The organism is Vibrio sp. 1F279 (genome assembly GCF_041439815.1).
Lineage (GTDB): Bacteria > Pseudomonadota > Gammaproteobacteria > Enterobacterales > Vibrionaceae > Vibrio > Vibrio tasmaniensis_A.
Window position 1 is genome coordinate 41,826 of the sequence record NZ_JBGOOU010000035.1, and the last position, 18,767, is coordinate 60,592.

The following is an 18,767-nucleotide window of genomic DNA, read 5'->3' on the forward strand; positions in this document are numbered from 1 at the left end:
TTAACTATTACTCTTACGCCATCGATTTCTTCGACCGACTTTTACAACGGATTCAGCTTTCACTGTCTTCTTCCCTTGAGTAGGCAAGGGAATGATTTGTTGTTCTTCGTCGAAATATCTCCCTTGATAACCGTTAATGCCTAACTCTATCAAGGTATTCTTTTCTTGCTTTGTCTCAACTCCGACCGCGATCACTTCAGTTGGAGAATCACCGCATGCTCCAATCAGACTTCGAACAAACAGTTGGTTTTCATGCCTTTGATCGATTTTCTTTACCAAACTTCGATGAAGCTTAATATAGTCAACCTTCAAATCCTTTATATAATGAGTACTAACAATGGTTCGCCCAGCTTGGCCAACCACCACTTTACACCCTAACCCTCGCAACACCCTTGCCACTGGTCGCATATAATCAAGGTGAGTAATTAGATGGCCTTCTGAAAATTCAAAAGCAAGCTGAGAACGATGCTGAGCAGAGAGCTGTAACAACTCACTTCTGAACCATTTAAAATGTGATTTATTTGCAAACGGAGTGACACTCAAGTTCACCGAATAATTGACAGGCTGTGTTGATACTTTCAGCGACTTAAACAAAACCGTCAAAACCGATAGATCCATTTGAGCTTGATAACCGACTTGTTCTACCGCAGACATAAAGCGAGAAGATTTCAATAGACCTTTGTCTGGATCTTGAATTCTAATAAATATTTCTTTATGCAATTCATTAGCTTGACCTGAATCCGGCATAAGATAACACCGCTGAGCAAAGATTACTAAATTTTCAGGTAACAGGGCTTTATCAAGTAATGTTCTCCAGCGAACACTGCCCCTGTCTATCTCACTTTTATTTTCTTTTGGGTAACGGCTCCAGTTATTACTGCGCTCTAACTGAGCGCTCTTTAACGCTGTTTCCGTTTCATCCATGATTTGGCTATGGCGTTCACCTTCGACATACATTGTCACGCCAATATGGCACCAGTTATTTGATTCCAAAGGCTCCGGCGGAGTCAATTTATCTAATTGCCTTAAACATTGAGCAGCCAACGTCGCAATATCCTTTGTTCCTTGATGCGGAATAAACACGGCAAAGTCTGCTTCGTAATAGCGAGAAAAAATGACATCGGGATAACGCTGAACAATATTCGACAATACTTCACCAACTTCAATAATAAATCCGTCAGTGATCTGCTTGTCATTGGCATCTCGAACTTGTTCCCATTCGTCGATACGTATCAGTAAAACGCCTCCACGAGCGCCACTTTCATGCAGTATAGATTCAAGTTTGTTATCAAATAGTACTCGGTTGGCTGTACCAGTGAGCTTATCTAGAAAAGTATGGGTGCGGATAAAAGTATCAAAGCGACTTCGCTCTTGGCGTGCATCTTTCAACTCTTCAATCAGTACATCAAGCGCTTCACTTGCCGTATATGGCCATTCTCGCTCGTCCCCTTTTGAATGAGCCTCTACCTGCCCAGCAAGGATCATTCTCCCTCGCTCTTCCAAAATCTCTGAGCCCATTAACTGTTCTTTTAACCAACGAACACCACGAGCCAAACAAAAAAGGATCAATGCCACCGCCAAAGTAATCGACCACATCGCTTCAATCGAGTAGTTGTAACCAATATAAGGGGGGAGTGCTTTAAATTCGATTTGATAGCCTTCATTTCGATCTAAAATGAAGCTTGTTTCATAGAGGCGGTTTGGATCAATTTGTGGGGAGGTATCTTTAAATCGGTAAACGATACCGGTTTTGTTTGAAAGCTTCATCTCAACGATATTGCTTGCCTGCAACATCTTCGGCATCCAACGTTGCATTGAATACGCAGCATCTGGATCTTCCATCTCTTTATCTACGACGTCGACAATGCCAACCAAATAATGGTCTAAATATTCCTGTCCAATACGCTTAAAGGAGAGTGTGCCACCAATAAAAAGAATGAACATCGCACTGATCACTATCACGGTGACAAATGCGACCAATCGAGTGCTCAATTTTAGTGTCGGGGTATATCTCATGAATAACGAAATCCTTTTCAACTCACATTATACCGTATTGCTACTTATACTATAAATTGACGTTGTAAATAAAGCGTTAAGAATTGTAGGTAACAAAAAGCCGCGATGAACGCGGCTTCTTCCAATTTAATACTGCTTTTATAATATATTAAAAACAGTGCTTAAAATGGGATGTCATCATCAAAATCCATCGGCGGCTCATTATATTGAGGTTGAGCCTGCTGAGGAGCTTGTTGAGGTGCTTTCGGCTGCTGTTGAGCTGGCGCACTGTATTGTTGCTGCTGTTGTTGTGGCTGCTGTGGCTGCCCCCAACTACCTTGCTGTTGGTTATTACCCATACCACCTTGGGCAGGAGCACCGCCTTGAGCACGACCGCCAAGCATTTGCATTACACCATTGAAGCCTTGAACAACGACTTCTGTTGTGTAGCGATCTTGACCGCTTTGATCTTGCCATTTACGCGTTTGAAGTTGACCTTCAATGTAAACTTGAGAACCTTTACGTAGGTACTCACCAGCAACTTCCGCCAGCTTGCCAAACAGAGCAACACGGTGCCATTCTGTTTTTTCGCGCTGTTCGCCAGTTGCTTTGTCACGCCATGACTCTGACGTTGCAATGGTAATGTTCGCTACTGCACCGCCATTTGGCATGTAACGAATTTCAGGGTCATTACCTAGGTTACCCACTAATATAACTTTGTTAACTCCACGGCTAGCCATGATTTGCTCCGTCTAAATTCATAGTCTCAGAAAATTTTAGCGCACAAGAATAGCATGCTTTTCTGCAGTGATAAATCGCATTCCTATTCTCTCCTCACGACAAAGATTAAAAACGTAACAAATCATGATATTCAGAGCGATGTTGCTTTTTCCTCCACTTACAAACCACTCATTTACTTTGAGAGTTGATATTCAACGCAAGTCACATAAAAGGTGCTAGAGAAGTAAAAATGTGCATGACAACGTGAAATCTAATTAAATATAAACAGGACGTTTCAATGAGAAAATCTCGATACGCTCGCACTTTACACTTTCTGTGCATCGATCCGAGTGACACTTACCTACACGTAAAAGAAATCGAAAAACACTTATCCATTATTCTCTACAAAATGACACCAAGTGAATTGATGCTAGTTGATAGAAAGCAGAGCAATCGCATCTTACTCGTTGATTACAAAGAGGTACCACAGCTATTGGCTATTTGTCCTAACCTACCCGTGATGTGGAAGAATCATGAGATAATTTTATTCAATGTTCCTCTGCAACTTCCTACCTCAGAACTGCTGACCTATGGGGTATTAAAAGGACTCTTTTACAACACAGATCAAAAGGACAAGATTGCTCGTGGTCTTCAAGAAGTGATCGATGGTGATAATTGGTTACCAAGGAAGGTGACTAATCAACTTCTGTTTTATTATCGTAACATGGTCAATACCAATACGACCCCAACCAATGTTGATTTAACTATTCGTGAAATCCAAGTCATTCGCTGCCTTCAATCAGGATCATCAAATACTCAAATAGCCGATGACCTGTTCATTAGCGAATTCACGGTCAAATCCCACCTCTATCAAATATTCCGTAAGTTAGCGGTGAAAAATAGAGTCCAAGCTATTGCATGGGCAAACCAAAACTTGCTTGCATAACCGCTTCGCCTCTAATCTGACAATAATAATGAGGGAAGCTCGAGTAATCATAGGTATTGTTGCTGAATTTTCGACATAACATATGCTAGAGTTGCCCTCAGAAATATCAACAAATCAGTTGAATCAATAATTATTATAGATAAAGGGTCTTATCATGATCAAAAAGTGCCTTTTCCCGGCAGCTGGCTACGGTACACGCTTCCTACCAGCAACTAAATCAATGCCTAAAGAAATGATGCCTGTTGTGAACAAACCTCTGATTGAATACGGCGTTGAAGAAGCCATCGAAGCAGGTATGGATGGTATGTGCATTGTTACAGGCCGTGGTAAGCACTCATTGATGGATCACTTTGATAAGAACTACGAGCTTGAGCACCAAATTAGCGGTACCAATAAAGAAGACTTGCTAATCAATATTCGTGAGACGATTGAAGCAGCAAACTTCACCTACATTCGTCAACGCGAAATGAAAGGTCTAGGTCATGCTATCTTGACGGGGCGTGAGCTTGTGGGTGATGAACCGTTCGCGGTTGTGCTTGCTGATGACCTTTGTGTGAACGAACAGCAAGGTGTACTGACTCAAATGGTTGCATTATACAAGCAATTCCGCTGTTCAATTGTGGCAGTACAAGAAGTTCCTGAAGAAGAGACTCACAAATACGGTGTTATCTCTGGCGAGATGATCAAAGATGACCTGTTCCGTGTCGATGACATGGTAGAAAAGCCAGAGCCAGGCACTGCTCCAAGCAACCTAGCGATCATTGGCCGTTATATCCTGACCCCAGATATCTTTGAGCTTATCGAGCAGACTGAACCAGGCAAAGGCGGTGAGATCCAGATCACTGATGCATTGCTGAAACAAGCAAAAGCAGGCTGTGTATTGGCTTACAAATTTAAAGGCCAACGTTTTGACTGCGGTAGTGTTGAAGGCTACATCGAAGCAACAAATTACTGCTTTGAAAACCTATATAAAAAAGATCAACAACAAATCGAGCTAGGTAAGCACTCAACCACAAAAGAAGCTTAATCGCTAATTTTGGCTTACTCGCTGTTTAGCTATTGATTTGTTTAACAGCACATTAAATGATTCCAAGGGTGACTCAAAAGAGTCGCCCTTTTTTATTACTGTTTTTTTATCCAGTAAAACTTTGCACAAATCTCACTCTATGTAATACTTTAGCCACTTAAAATTACATGGTCTGTTGAGATGGATAAAATAGAAATTAGAGGCGCTCGTACGCATAACCTCAAAGACATTAACCTAACCATACCTCGTGATAAGCTGACGGTTATCACTGGATTATCAGGTTCAGGAAAGTCGTCACTTGCGTTTGATACCCTCTACGCAGAAGGTCAACGTCGTTATGTTGAGTCTTTGTCGGCCTACGCTCGTCAATTTCTATCTCTCATGGAAAAACCCGATGTCGACCACATCGAAGGTTTATCTCCAGCCATCTCCATAGAACAAAAATCGACTTCACATAACCCTCGCTCAACCGTCGGTACTATTACTGAAGTCTATGACTATCTTAGATTACTGTACGCGCGAGTTGGTGAGCCGCGCTGTCCTGATCACAATACCCCTCTTGCAGCACAAACCATCAGCCAAATGGTCGATAAAGTCTTAGAGCTACCGGCTGGTTCAAAGATGATGCTGTTGGCTCCAATAGTCAAAGAACGTAAAGGTGAGCACGTTAAAACGCTTGAGAACCTAGCGGCTCAAGGCTTTATTCGTGCCCGTATTGATGGTGAGACCTGTGATCTGTCCGATCCTCCCACATTGGAGCTGCACAAGAAGCACACCATTGAAGTTGTCGTTGATCGCTTTAAGGTTCGCCCAGATCTTCAACAGCGTTTAGCTGAATCGTTTGAGACAACATTAGAGCTCTCTGGTGGCATCGCCGTAGTCGGTTGGATGGATGATAAAGAACAAGAAGAGATCGTGTTCTCTGCAAACTTCGCTTGTCCAAAATGTGGCTACAGCATGCAAGAACTTGAGCCTCGCCTATTCTCATTCAACAATCCTGCTGGTGCATGTGGTACTTGTGATGGACTTGGTGTTCAACAATATTTTGACCCAAGTCGAGTAATTTTAGATGAGAACCTAAGCATTGCAGAAGGTGCGATAAAAGGCTGGGATCAGAAAAATTATTACTATTTCCAAATGCTGACATCGCTATCAGACCATTATGGTTTTGACCTTTATGCTCCGTTCAACTCTTTACCAAAGAAAACTCAAGAGATCATCCTCAAGGGCTCTGGTAGAACTGAAGTTGAATTCAAATACATCAATGATCGTGGTGATATCCGAGTCAAGCGTCACCCCTTTGAAGGTATTTTAAATACGCTGGAACGCCGTTACCGCGACACTGAATCTAGCGCGGTGCGTGAAGATCTTGCCAAGTACATATCAACGAAGTCATGCTCTAGCTGTGATGGTACGCGTTTAAGATTAGAAGCAAGAAACGTCTTTATTGGCGATACCACACTGCCAGAAATCGTTCAGCTCAGCATTGCTGACGCACTACAATTTTTCCAAGAGTTGAAGTTAGACGGCCAGCGTGGACAAATTGCTGATAAAGTGATGAAAGAGATCAATGATCGTCTGCATTTTTTGGTGAACGTTGGTTTGAATTACCTGAACCTATCACGCAGTGCAGAAACACTGTCAGGTGGTGAAGCGCAAAGAATTCGTCTAGCAAGTCAAATTGGGGCCGGTTTAGTTGGCGTTATGTATGTGCTGGATGAACCATCGATTGGCCTCCACCAGCGTGATAATGAACGTCTACTGCAAACTCTGGTTCACCTAAGAGACTTAGGAAATACCGTACTTGTTGTTGAGCATGACGAAGATGCGATTCGTTGCGCTGACCATGTTATCGATATAGGCCCAGGCGCAGGTGTTCATGGTGGTCACGTGGTCGCTGAAGGCACCATGCAAGACATCATCGAAAATCCGAATTCTTTAACTGGGCAATACCTCAGCGGCGCCAAAGAAATTGCGATCCCCAAACAAAGAACGCCTATCGATAAGAAAAAGGTCGTCGAGATCGTTGGCGCGACTGGGAACAACCTAAAGAATGTCACTGCGACAATCCCTGTAGGCTTGTTCAGCTGTATTACTGGTGTATCGGGATCCGGTAAATCAACACTCATCAATGACACCTTCTTTAAAGTCGCCCACACTCAATTGAACGGTGCAACAACTGCAGTTCCGGCGCAGCACAAAAAGATTAAAGGCTTAGAGCATTTCGACAAAGTAATCGATATTGATCAAAGCCCTATCGGTCGAACACCAAGATCGAATCCTGCAACCTACACTGGTATTTTCACTCCAATTCGAGAGTTATTTGCAGGTACACAAGAATCACGATCTCGTGGCTACAAGCCAGGTCGATTCAGTTTTAACGTTCGTGGTGGTCGTTGTGAAGCGTGTCAGGGAGACGGTGTCATCAAAGTAGAGATGCATTTCTTGCCAGATGTGTATGTACCGTGCGATGTGTGTAAAGGTAAGCGTTATAACCGTGAAACGCTAGAGGTCCGCTACAAGGGGAAAACCATTGACGAAGTTCTAGAGATGACTGTCGAAGATGCTCGAGAATACTTCAACCCTGTTCCTGTTATTGCTCGTAAGCTGCAAACCTTAATGGATGTTGGCCTTTCCTACATTCGCCTCGGACAAGCAGCGACAACCTTATCTGGTGGTGAAGCCCAACGTGTTAAATTGGCACGTGAGCTGTCGAAACGAGATACAGGTAAAACCTTATACATTCTCGACGAGCCAACAACAGGGCTTCACTTCCACGATATTCAACAGCTATTAACGGTACTGCATAGATTACGTGATCACGGCAATACGGTTGTCGTGATTGAGCATAACCTAGACGTCGTCAAAACCGCGGACTGGATCCTAGATCTTGGCCCTGAAGGTGGTCAAGGAGGCGGTGAAATTGTTGCAGAAGGTACTCCTGAAGATGTGGCGTTAGTCGAAGGTTCGCATACGGCTCGCTTCCTTAAACCTATGTTAAATTTGAAGTAGGTGTAAAATAGCGTCCTGCGAGCAGACAGAAAAATGTTAAAGTAACAGAGCTTGTTTCAGAAGGAACAAGCTCTGTTTTTATAAGGTTAGGGATTTATGGCAACAATACACACTAGCGGTACCCAACTAGAAAATCAGGTAACTAAGCTACCACTCAATAAAGCATTTCTGGCCTCTCTAGCTGTTGTATTCTTATTAGCCATGCATTTTTTCATGCCTAACCCAGGAGGCTCAGGCCTTACTTTATCCTTTAATCCAACCACTTGGTTAGCCCTTAGCTTTACGCTGGCGATTGGCTTCTACCAACTTGCTACTAACCGAGTACTCAAGTATTCCAAATTAACGATTGGCTTGTTGATAAGCTGCATCATACTCACACTGCCGATTTTATACAGCAACGCCGCTCCTCAAGGAGCGTCAGGGCGCTTACTTGGATTGTGGGCGGGCTTTACATTATTCGTCGTGCTGCAACAATTTAAGTTCAGCAATAAGCACAAGCAGCGCATATTGTGGTTCATTGTGCTTGCTGTTGTCATACAGGCACTATTTGGCTATGTGCAATATTTCCTATTAGAACCTGGCAACCTATTTGACTACAACACTGCGGCCAATAGACCTTATGGGATATTCCAACAACCGAATGTTATGGCAAGCTTTCTTGCTACAGGTTTTGTGCTGTCAGCTTATCTTTTAGCAAGGCAACCAACTAAATATAATCACCAAATTAGCGAGTCGCTTCTACTTTATTTAACACCAGCCTTAACCGTACCTTTGCTGATCATCATCGCATCACGTACCGGGTGGTTGGCTGCCGTCATTGGGTTTGTATGCATTCTGCCTTATCTATACAAGTTCTCGACCAAGAAACGCTTCTACGGGTGGTGTGCATCAGTGGTAGTCGGTATCGTCGTCGCCTTTTCGGTAATCAGCCTCAGTGCAACTGATAGTTTCGCCAGTAAAAAAGCAAACTTAGAAAGTCCACGAGCTTATACCTTTCCACAAGCGCTCGATATGATGATCGAAAAGCCATTTACCGGTTATGGCTACGGAAAATTCGAATCCGAATACACGCTATACACAGCCCGCCAACATCAACTTAACTCAAATTATCATCCCGGCCTTCCTTCAATGGATCACCCACACAATGAGTTCCTGTTTTGGGGGGTTGAAGGCGGAATAGTACCAATCATCGGGATCTTGATTGCTGCAATGTTGGTGATGTCACGCATAGCAAGCTCAGCGAAAGGAACACGTCTAGCACTACTTGCGCTATTCATACCTATGCTCTTACATTCTCAGCTTGAGTATCCTTTTTACCACTCGGCGATTCACTGGATAACCTTTATCATTTTGATTTACTGGGTCGACCAACGGACTTCTCGCCACTATCAGCAGCCGTTTAGTATCGTAAGTAAAATCCTATTCAGAGTGTCGAGCTTAGTCGTTCCTATCTTGGTGAGTTTTTACATGCTGAGTGCCTTACACACCAATTATGTACTCACTAAATTTGAAATGTCTAAGCCGAAAAACCCGGACATTCTTAAGCAGGTAACGAACCCCGTAGTCTGGAAAGATCGCTATGATTGGGATGTGTACAGTACCTATCTAAATATCGGCCTCTACAAAGCCGATCCTAGCCTGATCCTTCCTTATATAGATTGGTCGTTAGAAATCATAAAGAATAAGCCAAGGCCTGCTTTCTACACCAACCTGATTCTCGCATATCAAGGATTAGGCGATCACAGCAAGGCAGAACAAATTCGCAGTGAAGCGAGCTTCTTGTTCCCAAATCGAGACTTTTCCAAGGTTCAGTATAAGAAGATATCCGAAGCAGAAAACAACATTTCTTCAGCTAAATGACGCCAAGGAATCTAGAGTCATTTTGCTGTAATGACATTTAGCCTATAGCCTAGACACAAAAAAGCGCACATTCTCTCGTGCGCTTTTCTTTTAAACTTCAATTTATTACCGTTATTTTAAAATGTCTTGTAACGCTTTTAAGCACAAAGCGACATTCTCTTTACGAGCACCGTAACCCATTAGGCCGATACGCCACGCCTTACCAGCCAAAGAGCCAAGCCCAGCACCGATTTCAAGATTATACTCTTCTAACAGCTGCGTTCTTATTTTGGCTTCATCAATCCCTTCAGGGAAGTAAAGCGCATTCAATTGAGGTAAGCGACTCTCTTCAGCAACCACAAACTCCAACCCCAAAGCTTCTACGCCAGCTTTAAGTTCTTGGTGCATCGCATAGTGACGAGACCACGCATTGTCTAGGCCTTCATTTTTCAACAAAACCAACGACTCATGCAGAGCATATAGGCTGTTCACGGGCGCAGTGTGGTGATAGCTACGCTTACCTTCTCCACTCCAATAACCTAATACCAAGCTCTGATCCAAGAACCAGCTTTGTACGGGAGCTTGACGTGCTTTCATTTTATCGACAGCACGTTGAGAGAACGTCACGGGAGATAAACCAGGTACACAAGACAGACACTTCTGACTGCCTGAATAAACCGCATCGAGTTGCCATTCATCAACCAACAATGGCACACCACCTAATGATGTCACCGCATCCACAATCGACAATGCATCAAACTGGCGAGCGACTGCGGAAATAGCTTGAGCATCCGATAACGCGCCAGTAGACGTCTCGGCATGCACAAATGCGACAGCAACAGCATCGGGGTTTTCTGCCAATGCCTTTTCTACCTTTTCAACTGAAACGGGCTTACCCCACTCGTCATCAACAAGGATGGCTTCACCACCGCAGCGAACAACATTCTCGCGCATACGCTCACCAAAAACACCGTTACGACAAACAATGACCTTTTCACCAGGCTCAATCAAATTAACAAAACAGGTTTCCATGCCCGCACTGCCTGGAGCAGAAACAGCAATCGTAAATTCATTCTCTGTTTGGAATGCATACTTAAGAAGTTGTTTAAGCTCATCCATCATCGCAATAAATAGCGGGTCGAGGTGACCAATGGTTGGACGGCTTAAGGCCTGTAAAACTTGAGGAGAAATGTCTGAAGGCCCCGGCCCCATTAACGTTCGGTGTGGCGGATAAAAGCTATCGATAGCAGCAGTGAGTGTTAAATTAGACATGTACATCCCTTACGTTAATGTTGTGAACAATCCACCCTAAAGCAAATTGATTACCTCAGCAATTAGCCATAAGTATTGAGGTCAAACCAGTGTCACATAATTGTTAAAATTATTTTTCAATTATCTCACGTTACGGATTGACATTATTTGCGCAAACACGTTCAATGAAATGGCTATCTAGCAGAAGAGGAGCACTGCCCAGGCAGGTGTTTTGTGGAACCGCATTTCCAATACAAAACATTCATGGGGAGCAGTGCCGAGATAATAAAAGGATGCAGGACCTTTATTATCGGTTGAGCGGGCTGAATCCCGTTAACTGTCGCCATTTCTATATGGTGAAGAGCTTCTGAGGTTACTATTCTAATAATTCCTCTCTTTTTTGCTCTAAAACTCTCTTCGAAAAACATCGGACGTTGGATTACCCAACAGTAATTTTATTTTAGGAAATCGTGGGAGATATATCGTGAGTGCATCTAATGTAGCTGGTTCTTTTAATGTCGCTAAGTTTGGTGGAACAAGTGTTGCCAACTTTGAAGCAATGAGCCGTTGTGCTGCCATTATTGAAAACAACTCAAATACGAAACTGGTCGTGAGTAGCGCATGCTCTGGCGTGACTAACCTGCTTGTTGAGCTCGCGAATGGTGTTCAAGATAAAACTCGTCGCCAAAAACTAGTGACACAGTTAACCGACATTCATAATACGATTCTTGCTCAGCTAGCTGACCCAATTAACATTGAAAAAGATGTGCACTGTATTCTGGATGATATTGCGAGCGCTGCAGAAGCGGCATCATTCCAAGCCAGTACCAAACTCACCGATCACCTAGTGGCATGTGGCGAACTGATGTCGACACATATTCTGACTCAGATCATTCGTGAACGTGGGACACCCGCTGTTCGTTTTGATATCAGAGAAGTGATGCGCACCAATGATGACTTCGGTAAAGCAGAACCACAATTAAAAGATATTGCAGCTTTAGCACAGCAGAAATTGATTCCACTATGCCAACAGCAAGTTGTCGTTACCCAAGGCTTTATCGGTGCCGATAGCGAAGGTAACACCACAACGTTAGGTCGTGGCGGCAGTGATTATTCTGCTGCACTAATTGCGGAGTCGGTACAAGCGATTGGCTTAGAAATTTGGACTGATGTTCCAGGCATCTACACCACAGATCCACGCATCGCATCGAAAGCATCTCCTATCCCAGAGATCAGCTTCAGTGAGGCATCTGAGATGGCAAACTTTGGCGCAAAAATATTACACCCTTCAACTCTGGTTCCTGCACTACGCCATCAAATCCCTGTTTTTGTCGGCTCATCAAAAGCACCAGAGCTTGGTGGAACATGGATTCGTCAACAAGTTGAAAGCTCTCCTCTGTTCAGAGCGCTTGCCCTACGCTGCAACCAAACCATGGTTACGCTACGCAGCGCTAACATGTTCCATGCCTATGGTTTTTTGGCAAAGGTATTCGAGATCCTGGCTAAACATAAGATCTCAGTCGATCTAATTACGACCTCAGAGATCAGTGTCTCACTTACTCTCGATCAAACCGATACCTCTGGTGGTGCTCCTGAGTTACCTGAAGCCGCTCGCCTTGAGCTTGAAGAGTTGTGTTCCGTAGATATTGAGCACGACCTATGCCTTGTTGCTCTTATTGGTAACAACATGAGCGAAAGCAAAGGCTATGCAAAGCAGGTATTCGGCACTCTAGAAGATTTCAACCTACGTATGATTTGTTACGGAGCAAGCCCACACAACCTATGCTTCTTACTAAATGAATCTGTGTCTAAGTTGGCGATTCAAAAACTTCATCAAGAGTTATTTGAGTAGATAGTCCGTTTATCATCGACAGATAAATAACTAAATTACAGATACAAAAAGGGTTGTTATTAAGCAACCCTTTCTCTTTTTTACGTTACGAATCAAAGCTCGTTATAGATTCAAACTAGTTAATGTTTGGGCCTAACCACTTCTCAGCTTCCAACATATCCCAACCTTTACGGTCGGCATAACTATCCACTTGATCCTGTTGAATCTGTGCAATCGCAAAGTATCGGGCATCAGGATGTGAGAAATACATACCAGACACTGAAGCACCCGGCCACATTGCGTAGCTCGTCGTTAGTGACATGTCGATCGCTTTTTCAACGTCCATCAATTCCCACAACGTGCCTTTCTCTGTATGTTCTGGGCAAGCAGGGTAACCCGGAGCTGGACGAATACCTTGGTATTTCTCTCGAATCAAATCGTCGTTAGACAAATTCTCATCTGGCGAGTAGCCCCAGATATCCTTTCTCACTTCTTTATGCAGATACTCCGCGAACGCTTCAGCCAATCGGTCAGCAACCGCCTGAATCATAATTGCGTTGTAGTCATCGCCTTTCGCTTTGTATTCATCAGCCAGCTCACGTTCGCCGATACCACCAGTCACTGCAAAGCCACCAATCCAGTCCGCTTTACCGCTATCTTTCGGCGCAATGTAATCAGACAAACAGTAGTTAAAACCTTTTGGCTTCTCGGTTTGCTGACGAAGGTTGTGTAAAACCTTTAACACTTCAGTACGAGATTCATCGGTATACACTTCGATATCATCGCCAACGCTGTTAGCAGGGAACATCGCACACATCCCACGAGCTTCAAGTAATTTCTCTTTCTGTACTCGATCCAATAAATCGTTGGCATCTTTGAATAAGCGTTTCGCTTCCTTGCCCACTTCTTCATGATTAAGAATTGCAGGGTATTTACCGACCAATGACCATGTCATAAAGAATGGAGTCCAGTCGATGTACTGACGCAAAGTTGCCACATCAAAATCATTAAAGATGTGAACTCCCGGTTTAGCGGGTGCCGGTGGCGTGTAAGCATCCCAATCGATAGCTACTTTATTAGCACGTGCTCTTTCAAGAGTGACCGGTTTAGTACGAGGCTTCTTACGATTATGCTGATCGCGAACGCGATCGTAATCAATATCCAACTTCTCAACAAATGCAGGTTTCAATTCGTTAGATAGCAACGAAGTACACACACCCACCGCACGTGAAGCATTGTTTACGTAGACCACAGGCTCAGAGTAGTTCTGTTCAATCTTAACGGCTGTATGCGCTTTAGATGTGGTAGCTCCACCGATGAGAAGAGGCAGTTTAAAGCCTTGTCTTTCCATTTCTTTCGCAACATGCACCATCTCATCCAGGGAAGGAGTGATCAAACCCGAAAGGCCAATGATATCGACGTTTTCTTCCTTAGCGACCTTAAGGATTTTTTCACATGAAACCATCACGCCTAAATCGATAATTTCGTAGTTATTACACTGCAAGACAACGCCCACAATATTTTTGCCAATATCGTGAACATCGCCTTTTACGGTCGCAAGTAAGATTTTTCCGTTAGTTGCACCTACGTCTTTGGTTGCATTGATAAATGGCTCTAGATGGGCTACCGCTTGCTTCATCACACGTGCAGATTTCACCACTTGAGGAAGGAACATCTTACCTTCACCAAAGAGGTCACCAACCACATTCATACCATCCATTAATGGGCCTTCTATCACCTCGATAGGGCGAGAGGCATTAACACGAGCTTCTTCGGTATCTTCAACAATAAAGTCGGTAATACCTTTAACTAAAGAATGCTCTAAGCGTTTTTCTACTGGCCAGGTACGCCACTCTAAAGCAGATTTATCTTCAACCTTTCCAACTGCACGCTCTAGATATTCAGTTGCGATATCTAGCAAGCGCTCAGTGGAATCATCTCGGCGGTTTAGAACCACATCTTCAACGGCTTCACGTAAATCCTCAGGGACATTATCGTAAATCTCTAATTGCCCAGCATTTACGATGCCCATATCCATACCGTTTTTAAAGCAGTGGTATAGGAATACTGCGTGGATAGCCTCACGAACGTAGTTATTACCTCGGAATGAGAACGAAACATTCGATACACCACCAGAAATCATCGCATGAGGTAAGTCTCGTTTGATGTCCCCTACAGCTTCAATGAAATCGACCGCATAGTTGTTATGCTCATCAATACCTGTCGCCACAGCAAAAATGTTCGGGTCAAAAATAATATCTTCAGGTGGGAAGCCCACTTCATCAACCAGAATATTGTAGGCATTAGTACAAATCTCAACCTTACGCTCTCGAGTATCAGCTTGGCCAACTTCATCGAACGCCATCACGATAACGGCTGCACCATATCGGCGAACCAGTTTCGCTTGTTCGACAAACTTCTCTTTCCCTTCCTTCAATGAGATCGAGTTAACGATGCCTTTACCCTGAATACATTTCAGACCCGCTTCAATCACTTCCCATTTTGAAGAGTCGACCATGACTGGCACTTTCGAGATCTCAGGCTCAGACGCACATAGATTAAGGAATTTAACCATACACGCCTCAGCGTCTAGCATCCCTTCATCCATGTTGATATCGATAATTTGAGCGCCATTCTCAACTTGCTCTCGAGCCACACTCAAAGCTTCATCATATAGCTCTTCTTTGATAAGGCGCTTAAAGCGAGCAGAGCCCGTAACGTTAGTTCGCTCACCCACGTTAACAAACAGAGATTCCTTGGATATCGTCAATGGCTCTAAACCAGAGAGACGACAAGAGACGGGTAAATCTGGTAATTGGCGCGGTGTCACACCTTCAACAGCTTCTGCCATTTGGCGTATATGTTCTGGCGTTGTACCACAACATCCACCAATTAAGTTCAAGAAGCCACTTTCAGCCCATTCCTTAACGTGTTCAGCCATATCTTCTGGAGACAAGTCATATTCACCGAATGCATTAGGTAAACCTGCATTAGGGTGAGCGGAAACATTGCATTCTGAAATACGAGACATTTCACCAACGTATTCACGCAGTTCGTCAGGACCTAATGCACAGTTCAATCCAAATGAGATAGGTTTTACATGACGAAGGGCATTATAGAAGGCTTCTGTTGTTTGTCCGGAAAGCGTTCGACCAGATGCATCTGTGATAGTACCGGAGATCATAACCGGTAAAATGATACCTACTTCTTCAAAGACAGATTCAACCGCAAAAGCACACGCTTTCGCGTTTAACGTATCGAAGATAGTTTCAATAAGAATTAAGTCTGAACCGCCCTTGATAAGCGCACGAGTCGATTCAGAGTAAGCGTCAACAAGTTCATCAAAGCTAACATTACGATAGCCCGGATCATTAACATCTGGGGAGAGAGAACAAGTTCGGTTAGTTGGACCTAACACACCCGCCACGAAACGGGGTTTATCAGGAGTCTTCACTGTCCATTCATCTGCTGCTTCACGAGCCAACTTAGCAGCAGCATAGTTAATTTCTTCGCTAAGACTTTCCATATCATAGTCGGCCATAGCGATGGTTGTAGCGTTAAAGGTATTGGTCTCGAGGATATCAGCACCGGCTTCCAAATACTCCATATGGATATCTTTGATAAGCTTAGGTTGTGTAAGTACCAAAAGGTCGTTGTTACCTTTTAAGTCACTATGCCAATCAGCAAATCGCTCACCGCGATAGTCTTGCTCTTCCAATTTATAATCCTGAATCATGGTACCCATGCCACCATCAATCAGTAAAATTCGTTGCTTCAACAGAGCGTCAATCTTTTGCCTTACATTACTTCCCACGATACAACCTCATTCCTTTAATTATCTCTCCATCCTACCACACATTCGAAAGGAGTCTAGACGTCTAAAACATGAAGTAAATAACCAAGTCATGACAAAAAAATGTTTGCTATTTGAGCATGAGAGAACGAGAATTAATATTCATATTTTGTTACATATTGGAATCCCAATGTCGGTCTATTACACCTTATGCTTCTTGTCCGCTGCAGCCATGCTTATTGCTTTCGTTAATACCAAAATTGGTAAAATGCAGACAACCATCGCCATCACAGCTGGCTCAATGATGCTATCTCTATTGATTATCATTGCGGGACAAAACAATTGGTTCCAATTGGCTGACATCGCTTCAGAAACCGTTGCCAGTATCAACTTTGAAGACTTCCTCCTAAAAGGAATACTGGGATTCTTACTTTTTGCAGGTGGTTTGGGGATTAAGTTACCTAATCTAAAAGATCAGAAATGGGAAATAACGGTACTCGCTCTTGGTGCTACACTGTTTTCGACATTCTTTATTGGCTTTGTACTTTATGGGTTTTGTCAATTTATCGGTATTCAATTTGACCTAATTTATTGCTTACTGTTTGGTTCTCTAATATCTCCAACCGATCCAATAGCTGTATTAGCAATAGTGAAGAAGCTCGATGCTCCCAGACGAATCTCTACTCAAATCGAGGGAGAATCTCTATTCAACGATGGTTTTGGCCTAGTTATCTTCGTAACCCTATTTACCATTGCGTTCGGCACAGAAGCTCCGACTGTAGGTAGCGTGACCATGTTATTCGTCCAAGAGGCGATTGGCGGTATCGTCTACGGATTTGTTCTAGGTTTGATATTCCACTATCTAATCAGCAACACCGATGACCACTCGATGGAGTTGCTATTAACCATCGGTATTCCTACAGCTGGTTATGCTTTTGCAGAGGTTCTGCATGTATCTGGACCATTAGCAATGGTGGTATCTGGTATCATGATAGGCAACTGGACACGCTTCATCGGATTTTCTAAGGAAAGTGAGGATCACCTAGACCATTTCTGGGAATTAATAGATGAGTTCTTAAATGGCGTACTATTCTTATTGATTGGTATGTCTATGCTGCTATTCAAGTTCCACCAAGAAGATTGGATTTTGATGGCGTTCGCAGTCCCTCTAGTATTGAGTGCACGCTATCTAAGTGTTTTCTTGTCTTATATTGGATTTAAACGCTTTAGAACTTACAACCCATGGTCGACTAAGATTCTAACTTGGGGTGGTCTACGCGGAGGCTTAGCTCTAGCTATGGCACTTTCAATCCCTTCAGGTATCTGGGTGATTGAAGACAAAGCAATAGATGTTAAAGAGATAATCCTCGTTATGACCTATGCTGTTGTTGTGTTCTCTATTCTGGTTCAAGGATCAACAATCACTCCAATGATAGAAAAAGCGAAACAAGCTGAGAAAGAATTGGATTAATACCTAAAAATATAAACGAAGGTCGCTTAGTAGAAGCGGCCTTTTTTGTACCTGTGTCCATCAACAAGCACGCCTCTCTAGCCTACAAGTTGCTCCCTTATCTCTGACCACTACTTTAGTCATGATTGCTATCTGCAATCACGACTCTTGGTCGTACCTAACGCTTCCAAACAGGCCAACAAGCAACCACCAGTTTGAGTGCATTCGAGCGAAGATAAACACAAAGCATTTACGGAAATAAATTAAGTAAAGATACATGGCCTTCTTTTCAAGTGAAGTATTGAAAGCATAATAAAGTGTAGAAAGAGAACCACGATCGAAGAGGAATTGTAATTAGAGTTAAAGCTTCGCACACCAATGTTCTAGAACCGAAACTTCTCTATAGAACATCTGATGCAGTAGCAAGAAGGGTCTAGTCTTTCTACCGGGGCGTGCAGTCTAGCTCCTTAAATATGCCAGAGGAGGACTGAGTCGGCACTCCGGAGATTCAACCAGATTGGTAAGTTAGGAGGACGCCTAGTTCTCCCAACATTGCTTCGAAGAAGCAACAGACGTAAAAAGCCCTAGCATTTCTGCTGAGGCTTTGTATGTGGCAGGAGTAGAAGTTTAGACTCCCAACACGCGCTATTTTGGCAAACCGGAGAATCCGCTGCTTTGCTAATGGCGCATAATTAGCTTCAGAAAGCAAAAAGGCTCTAGCATTTCTGCTAGAGCCTTAAATATGGCAGGGGTGGAGAGATTCGAACTCCCAACACGCGGATTTGGAATCCGCTGCTCTGCCAATTGGAGCTACACCCCTATTTCAGTTTTAAAGAGCTGAACCTCTGAATAAGTGGCGGAGTGGACGGGACTCGAACCCGCGACCCCCGGCGTGACAGGCCG

The 18,767-nt window shown here is 43.5% G+C and carries 10 protein-coding genes, 1 tRNA gene and 1 riboswitch; of the genes, 6 read left to right on the forward strand and 5 right to left on the reverse strand.

From position 1 onward, the window contains the following. Together csrD and ACED60_RS20645 are read right to left on the reverse strand one after the other, a co-directional pair. Positions 1–2,016, reverse strand: a complete 2,016-nt coding sequence (gene csrD / locus ACED60_RS20640) for an RNase E specificity factor CsrD (RefSeq protein ID WP_371728356.1) — start codon at positions 2,014–2,016, stop codon at positions 1–3. 161 nt (positions 2,017–2,177) lie between these two features. Beyond that, on the reverse strand, positions 2,178–2,735 hold the full coding sequence (locus tag ACED60_RS20645; RefSeq protein ID WP_009847868.1) for a single-stranded DNA-binding protein: 558 nt from the start codon (positions 2,733–2,735) through the stop codon (positions 2,178–2,180). A 278-nt stretch (positions 2,736–3,013) separates the two neighbouring features. Here ACED60_RS20645 and ACED60_RS20650 point away from each other — a divergent pair, with 278 nt between their 5' ends. The 4 genes from ACED60_RS20650 (at position 3,014) to ACED60_RS20665 (ending at position 9,560) form a co-directional block, all read left to right on the forward strand. Beyond that, entirely contained in the window at positions 3,014–3,661 is a 648-nt protein-coding gene (locus ACED60_RS20650) for a LuxR C-terminal-related transcriptional regulator (protein ID WP_009847869.1), read from the forward strand. A 154-nt stretch (positions 3,662–3,815) separates the two neighbouring features. Continuing rightward, positions 3,816–4,688, forward strand: coding sequence for a UTP--glucose-1-phosphate uridylyltransferase GalU (gene galU / locus ACED60_RS20655; RefSeq protein WP_009847870.1), 873 nt, complete (start codon positions 3,816–3,818; stop codon positions 4,686–4,688). 180 nt (positions 4,689–4,868) lie between these two features. Next, entirely contained in the window at positions 4,869–7,700 is a 2,832-nt protein-coding gene (gene uvrA / locus ACED60_RS20660; protein ID WP_371728357.1) for an excinuclease ABC subunit UvrA, read from the forward strand. A gap of 96 nt (positions 7,701–7,796) precedes the next feature. Next, positions 7,797–9,560 carry a PglL family O-oligosaccharyltransferase gene (locus ACED60_RS20665; RefSeq protein WP_009847872.1) on the forward strand — a complete coding sequence of 588 codons (1,764 nt, stop codon included), beginning with the start codon at positions 7,797–7,799 and terminating at the stop codon, positions 9,558–9,560. A gap of 111 nt (positions 9,561–9,671) precedes the next feature. Here ACED60_RS20665 and ACED60_RS20670 read toward each other — a convergent pair whose 3' ends face one another. Continuing rightward, on the reverse strand, positions 9,672–10,811 hold the full coding sequence (locus tag ACED60_RS20670; RefSeq protein WP_009847873.1) for an alanine--glyoxylate aminotransferase family protein: 1,140 nt from the start codon (positions 10,809–10,811) through the stop codon (positions 9,672–9,674). Between the two features lie 176 nt (positions 10,812–10,987). Further along, positions 10,988–11,165: riboswitch (Lysine riboswitch) on the forward strand. A gap of 109 nt (positions 11,166–11,274) precedes the next feature. Here ACED60_RS20670 and lysC point away from each other — a divergent pair. Further along, positions 11,275–12,642 (forward strand): lysine-sensitive aspartokinase 3, encoded by a 1,368-nt coding sequence (gene lysC / locus ACED60_RS20675; RefSeq protein ID WP_012603125.1) that lies wholly within the window; start codon positions 11,275–11,277, stop codon positions 12,640–12,642. A gap of 115 nt (positions 12,643–12,757) precedes the next feature. Here the strand turns inward: lysC and metH are convergent, their stop codons facing one another. Next, on the reverse strand, positions 12,758–16,435 hold the full coding sequence (metH, locus tag ACED60_RS20680) for a methionine synthase (protein WP_371728358.1): 3,678 nt from the start codon (positions 16,433–16,435) through the stop codon (positions 12,758–12,760). 169 nt (positions 16,436–16,604) lie between these two features. On the opposite strand from metH, the gene ACED60_RS20685 reads away from it, so the two are divergent. Continuing rightward, positions 16,605–17,885, forward strand: coding sequence for a sodium:proton antiporter (locus tag ACED60_RS20685; protein WP_017102902.1), 1,281 nt, complete (start codon positions 16,605–16,607; stop codon positions 17,883–17,885). Positions 17,886–18,607: 722 nt separating this feature from the next. Here the strand turns inward: ACED60_RS20685 and ACED60_RS20690 are convergent. After that, a tRNA-Trp gene (locus ACED60_RS20690) sits at positions 18,608–18,684 on the reverse strand. Positions 18,685–18,767 lie beyond the last annotated feature (83 nt).

Excerpts from the sequence above, each read along its gene's own strand:
- csrD (WP_371728356.1), bottom strand. The coding sequence starts at position 2,016 with ATGAGATATACCCCGACACTAAAATTGAGCACTCGATTGGTCGCATTT.
- ACED60_RS20645 (WP_009847868.1), bottom strand. The coding sequence starts at position 2,735 with ATGGCTAGCCGTGGAGTTAACAAAGTTATATTAGTGGGTAACCTAGGT.
- ACED60_RS20650 (WP_009847869.1), top strand. The coding sequence starts at position 3,014 with ATGAGAAAATCTCGATACGCTCGCACTTTACACTTTCTGTGCATCGAT.
- galU (WP_009847870.1), top strand. The coding sequence starts at position 3,816 with ATGATCAAAAAGTGCCTTTTCCCGGCAGCTGGCTACGGTACACGCTTC.
- uvrA (WP_371728357.1), top strand. The coding sequence starts at position 4,869 with ATGGATAAAATAGAAATTAGAGGCGCTCGTACGCATAACCTCAAAGAC.
- ACED60_RS20665 (WP_009847872.1), top strand. The coding sequence starts at position 7,797 with ATGGCAACAATACACACTAGCGGTACCCAACTAGAAAATCAGGTAACT.
- ACED60_RS20670 (WP_009847873.1), bottom strand. The coding sequence starts at position 10,811 with ATGTCTAATTTAACACTCACTGCTGCTATCGATAGCTTTTATCCGCCA.
- ACED60_RS20685 (WP_017102902.1), top strand. The coding sequence starts at position 16,605 with ATGTCGGTCTATTACACCTTATGCTTCTTGTCCGCTGCAGCCATGCTT.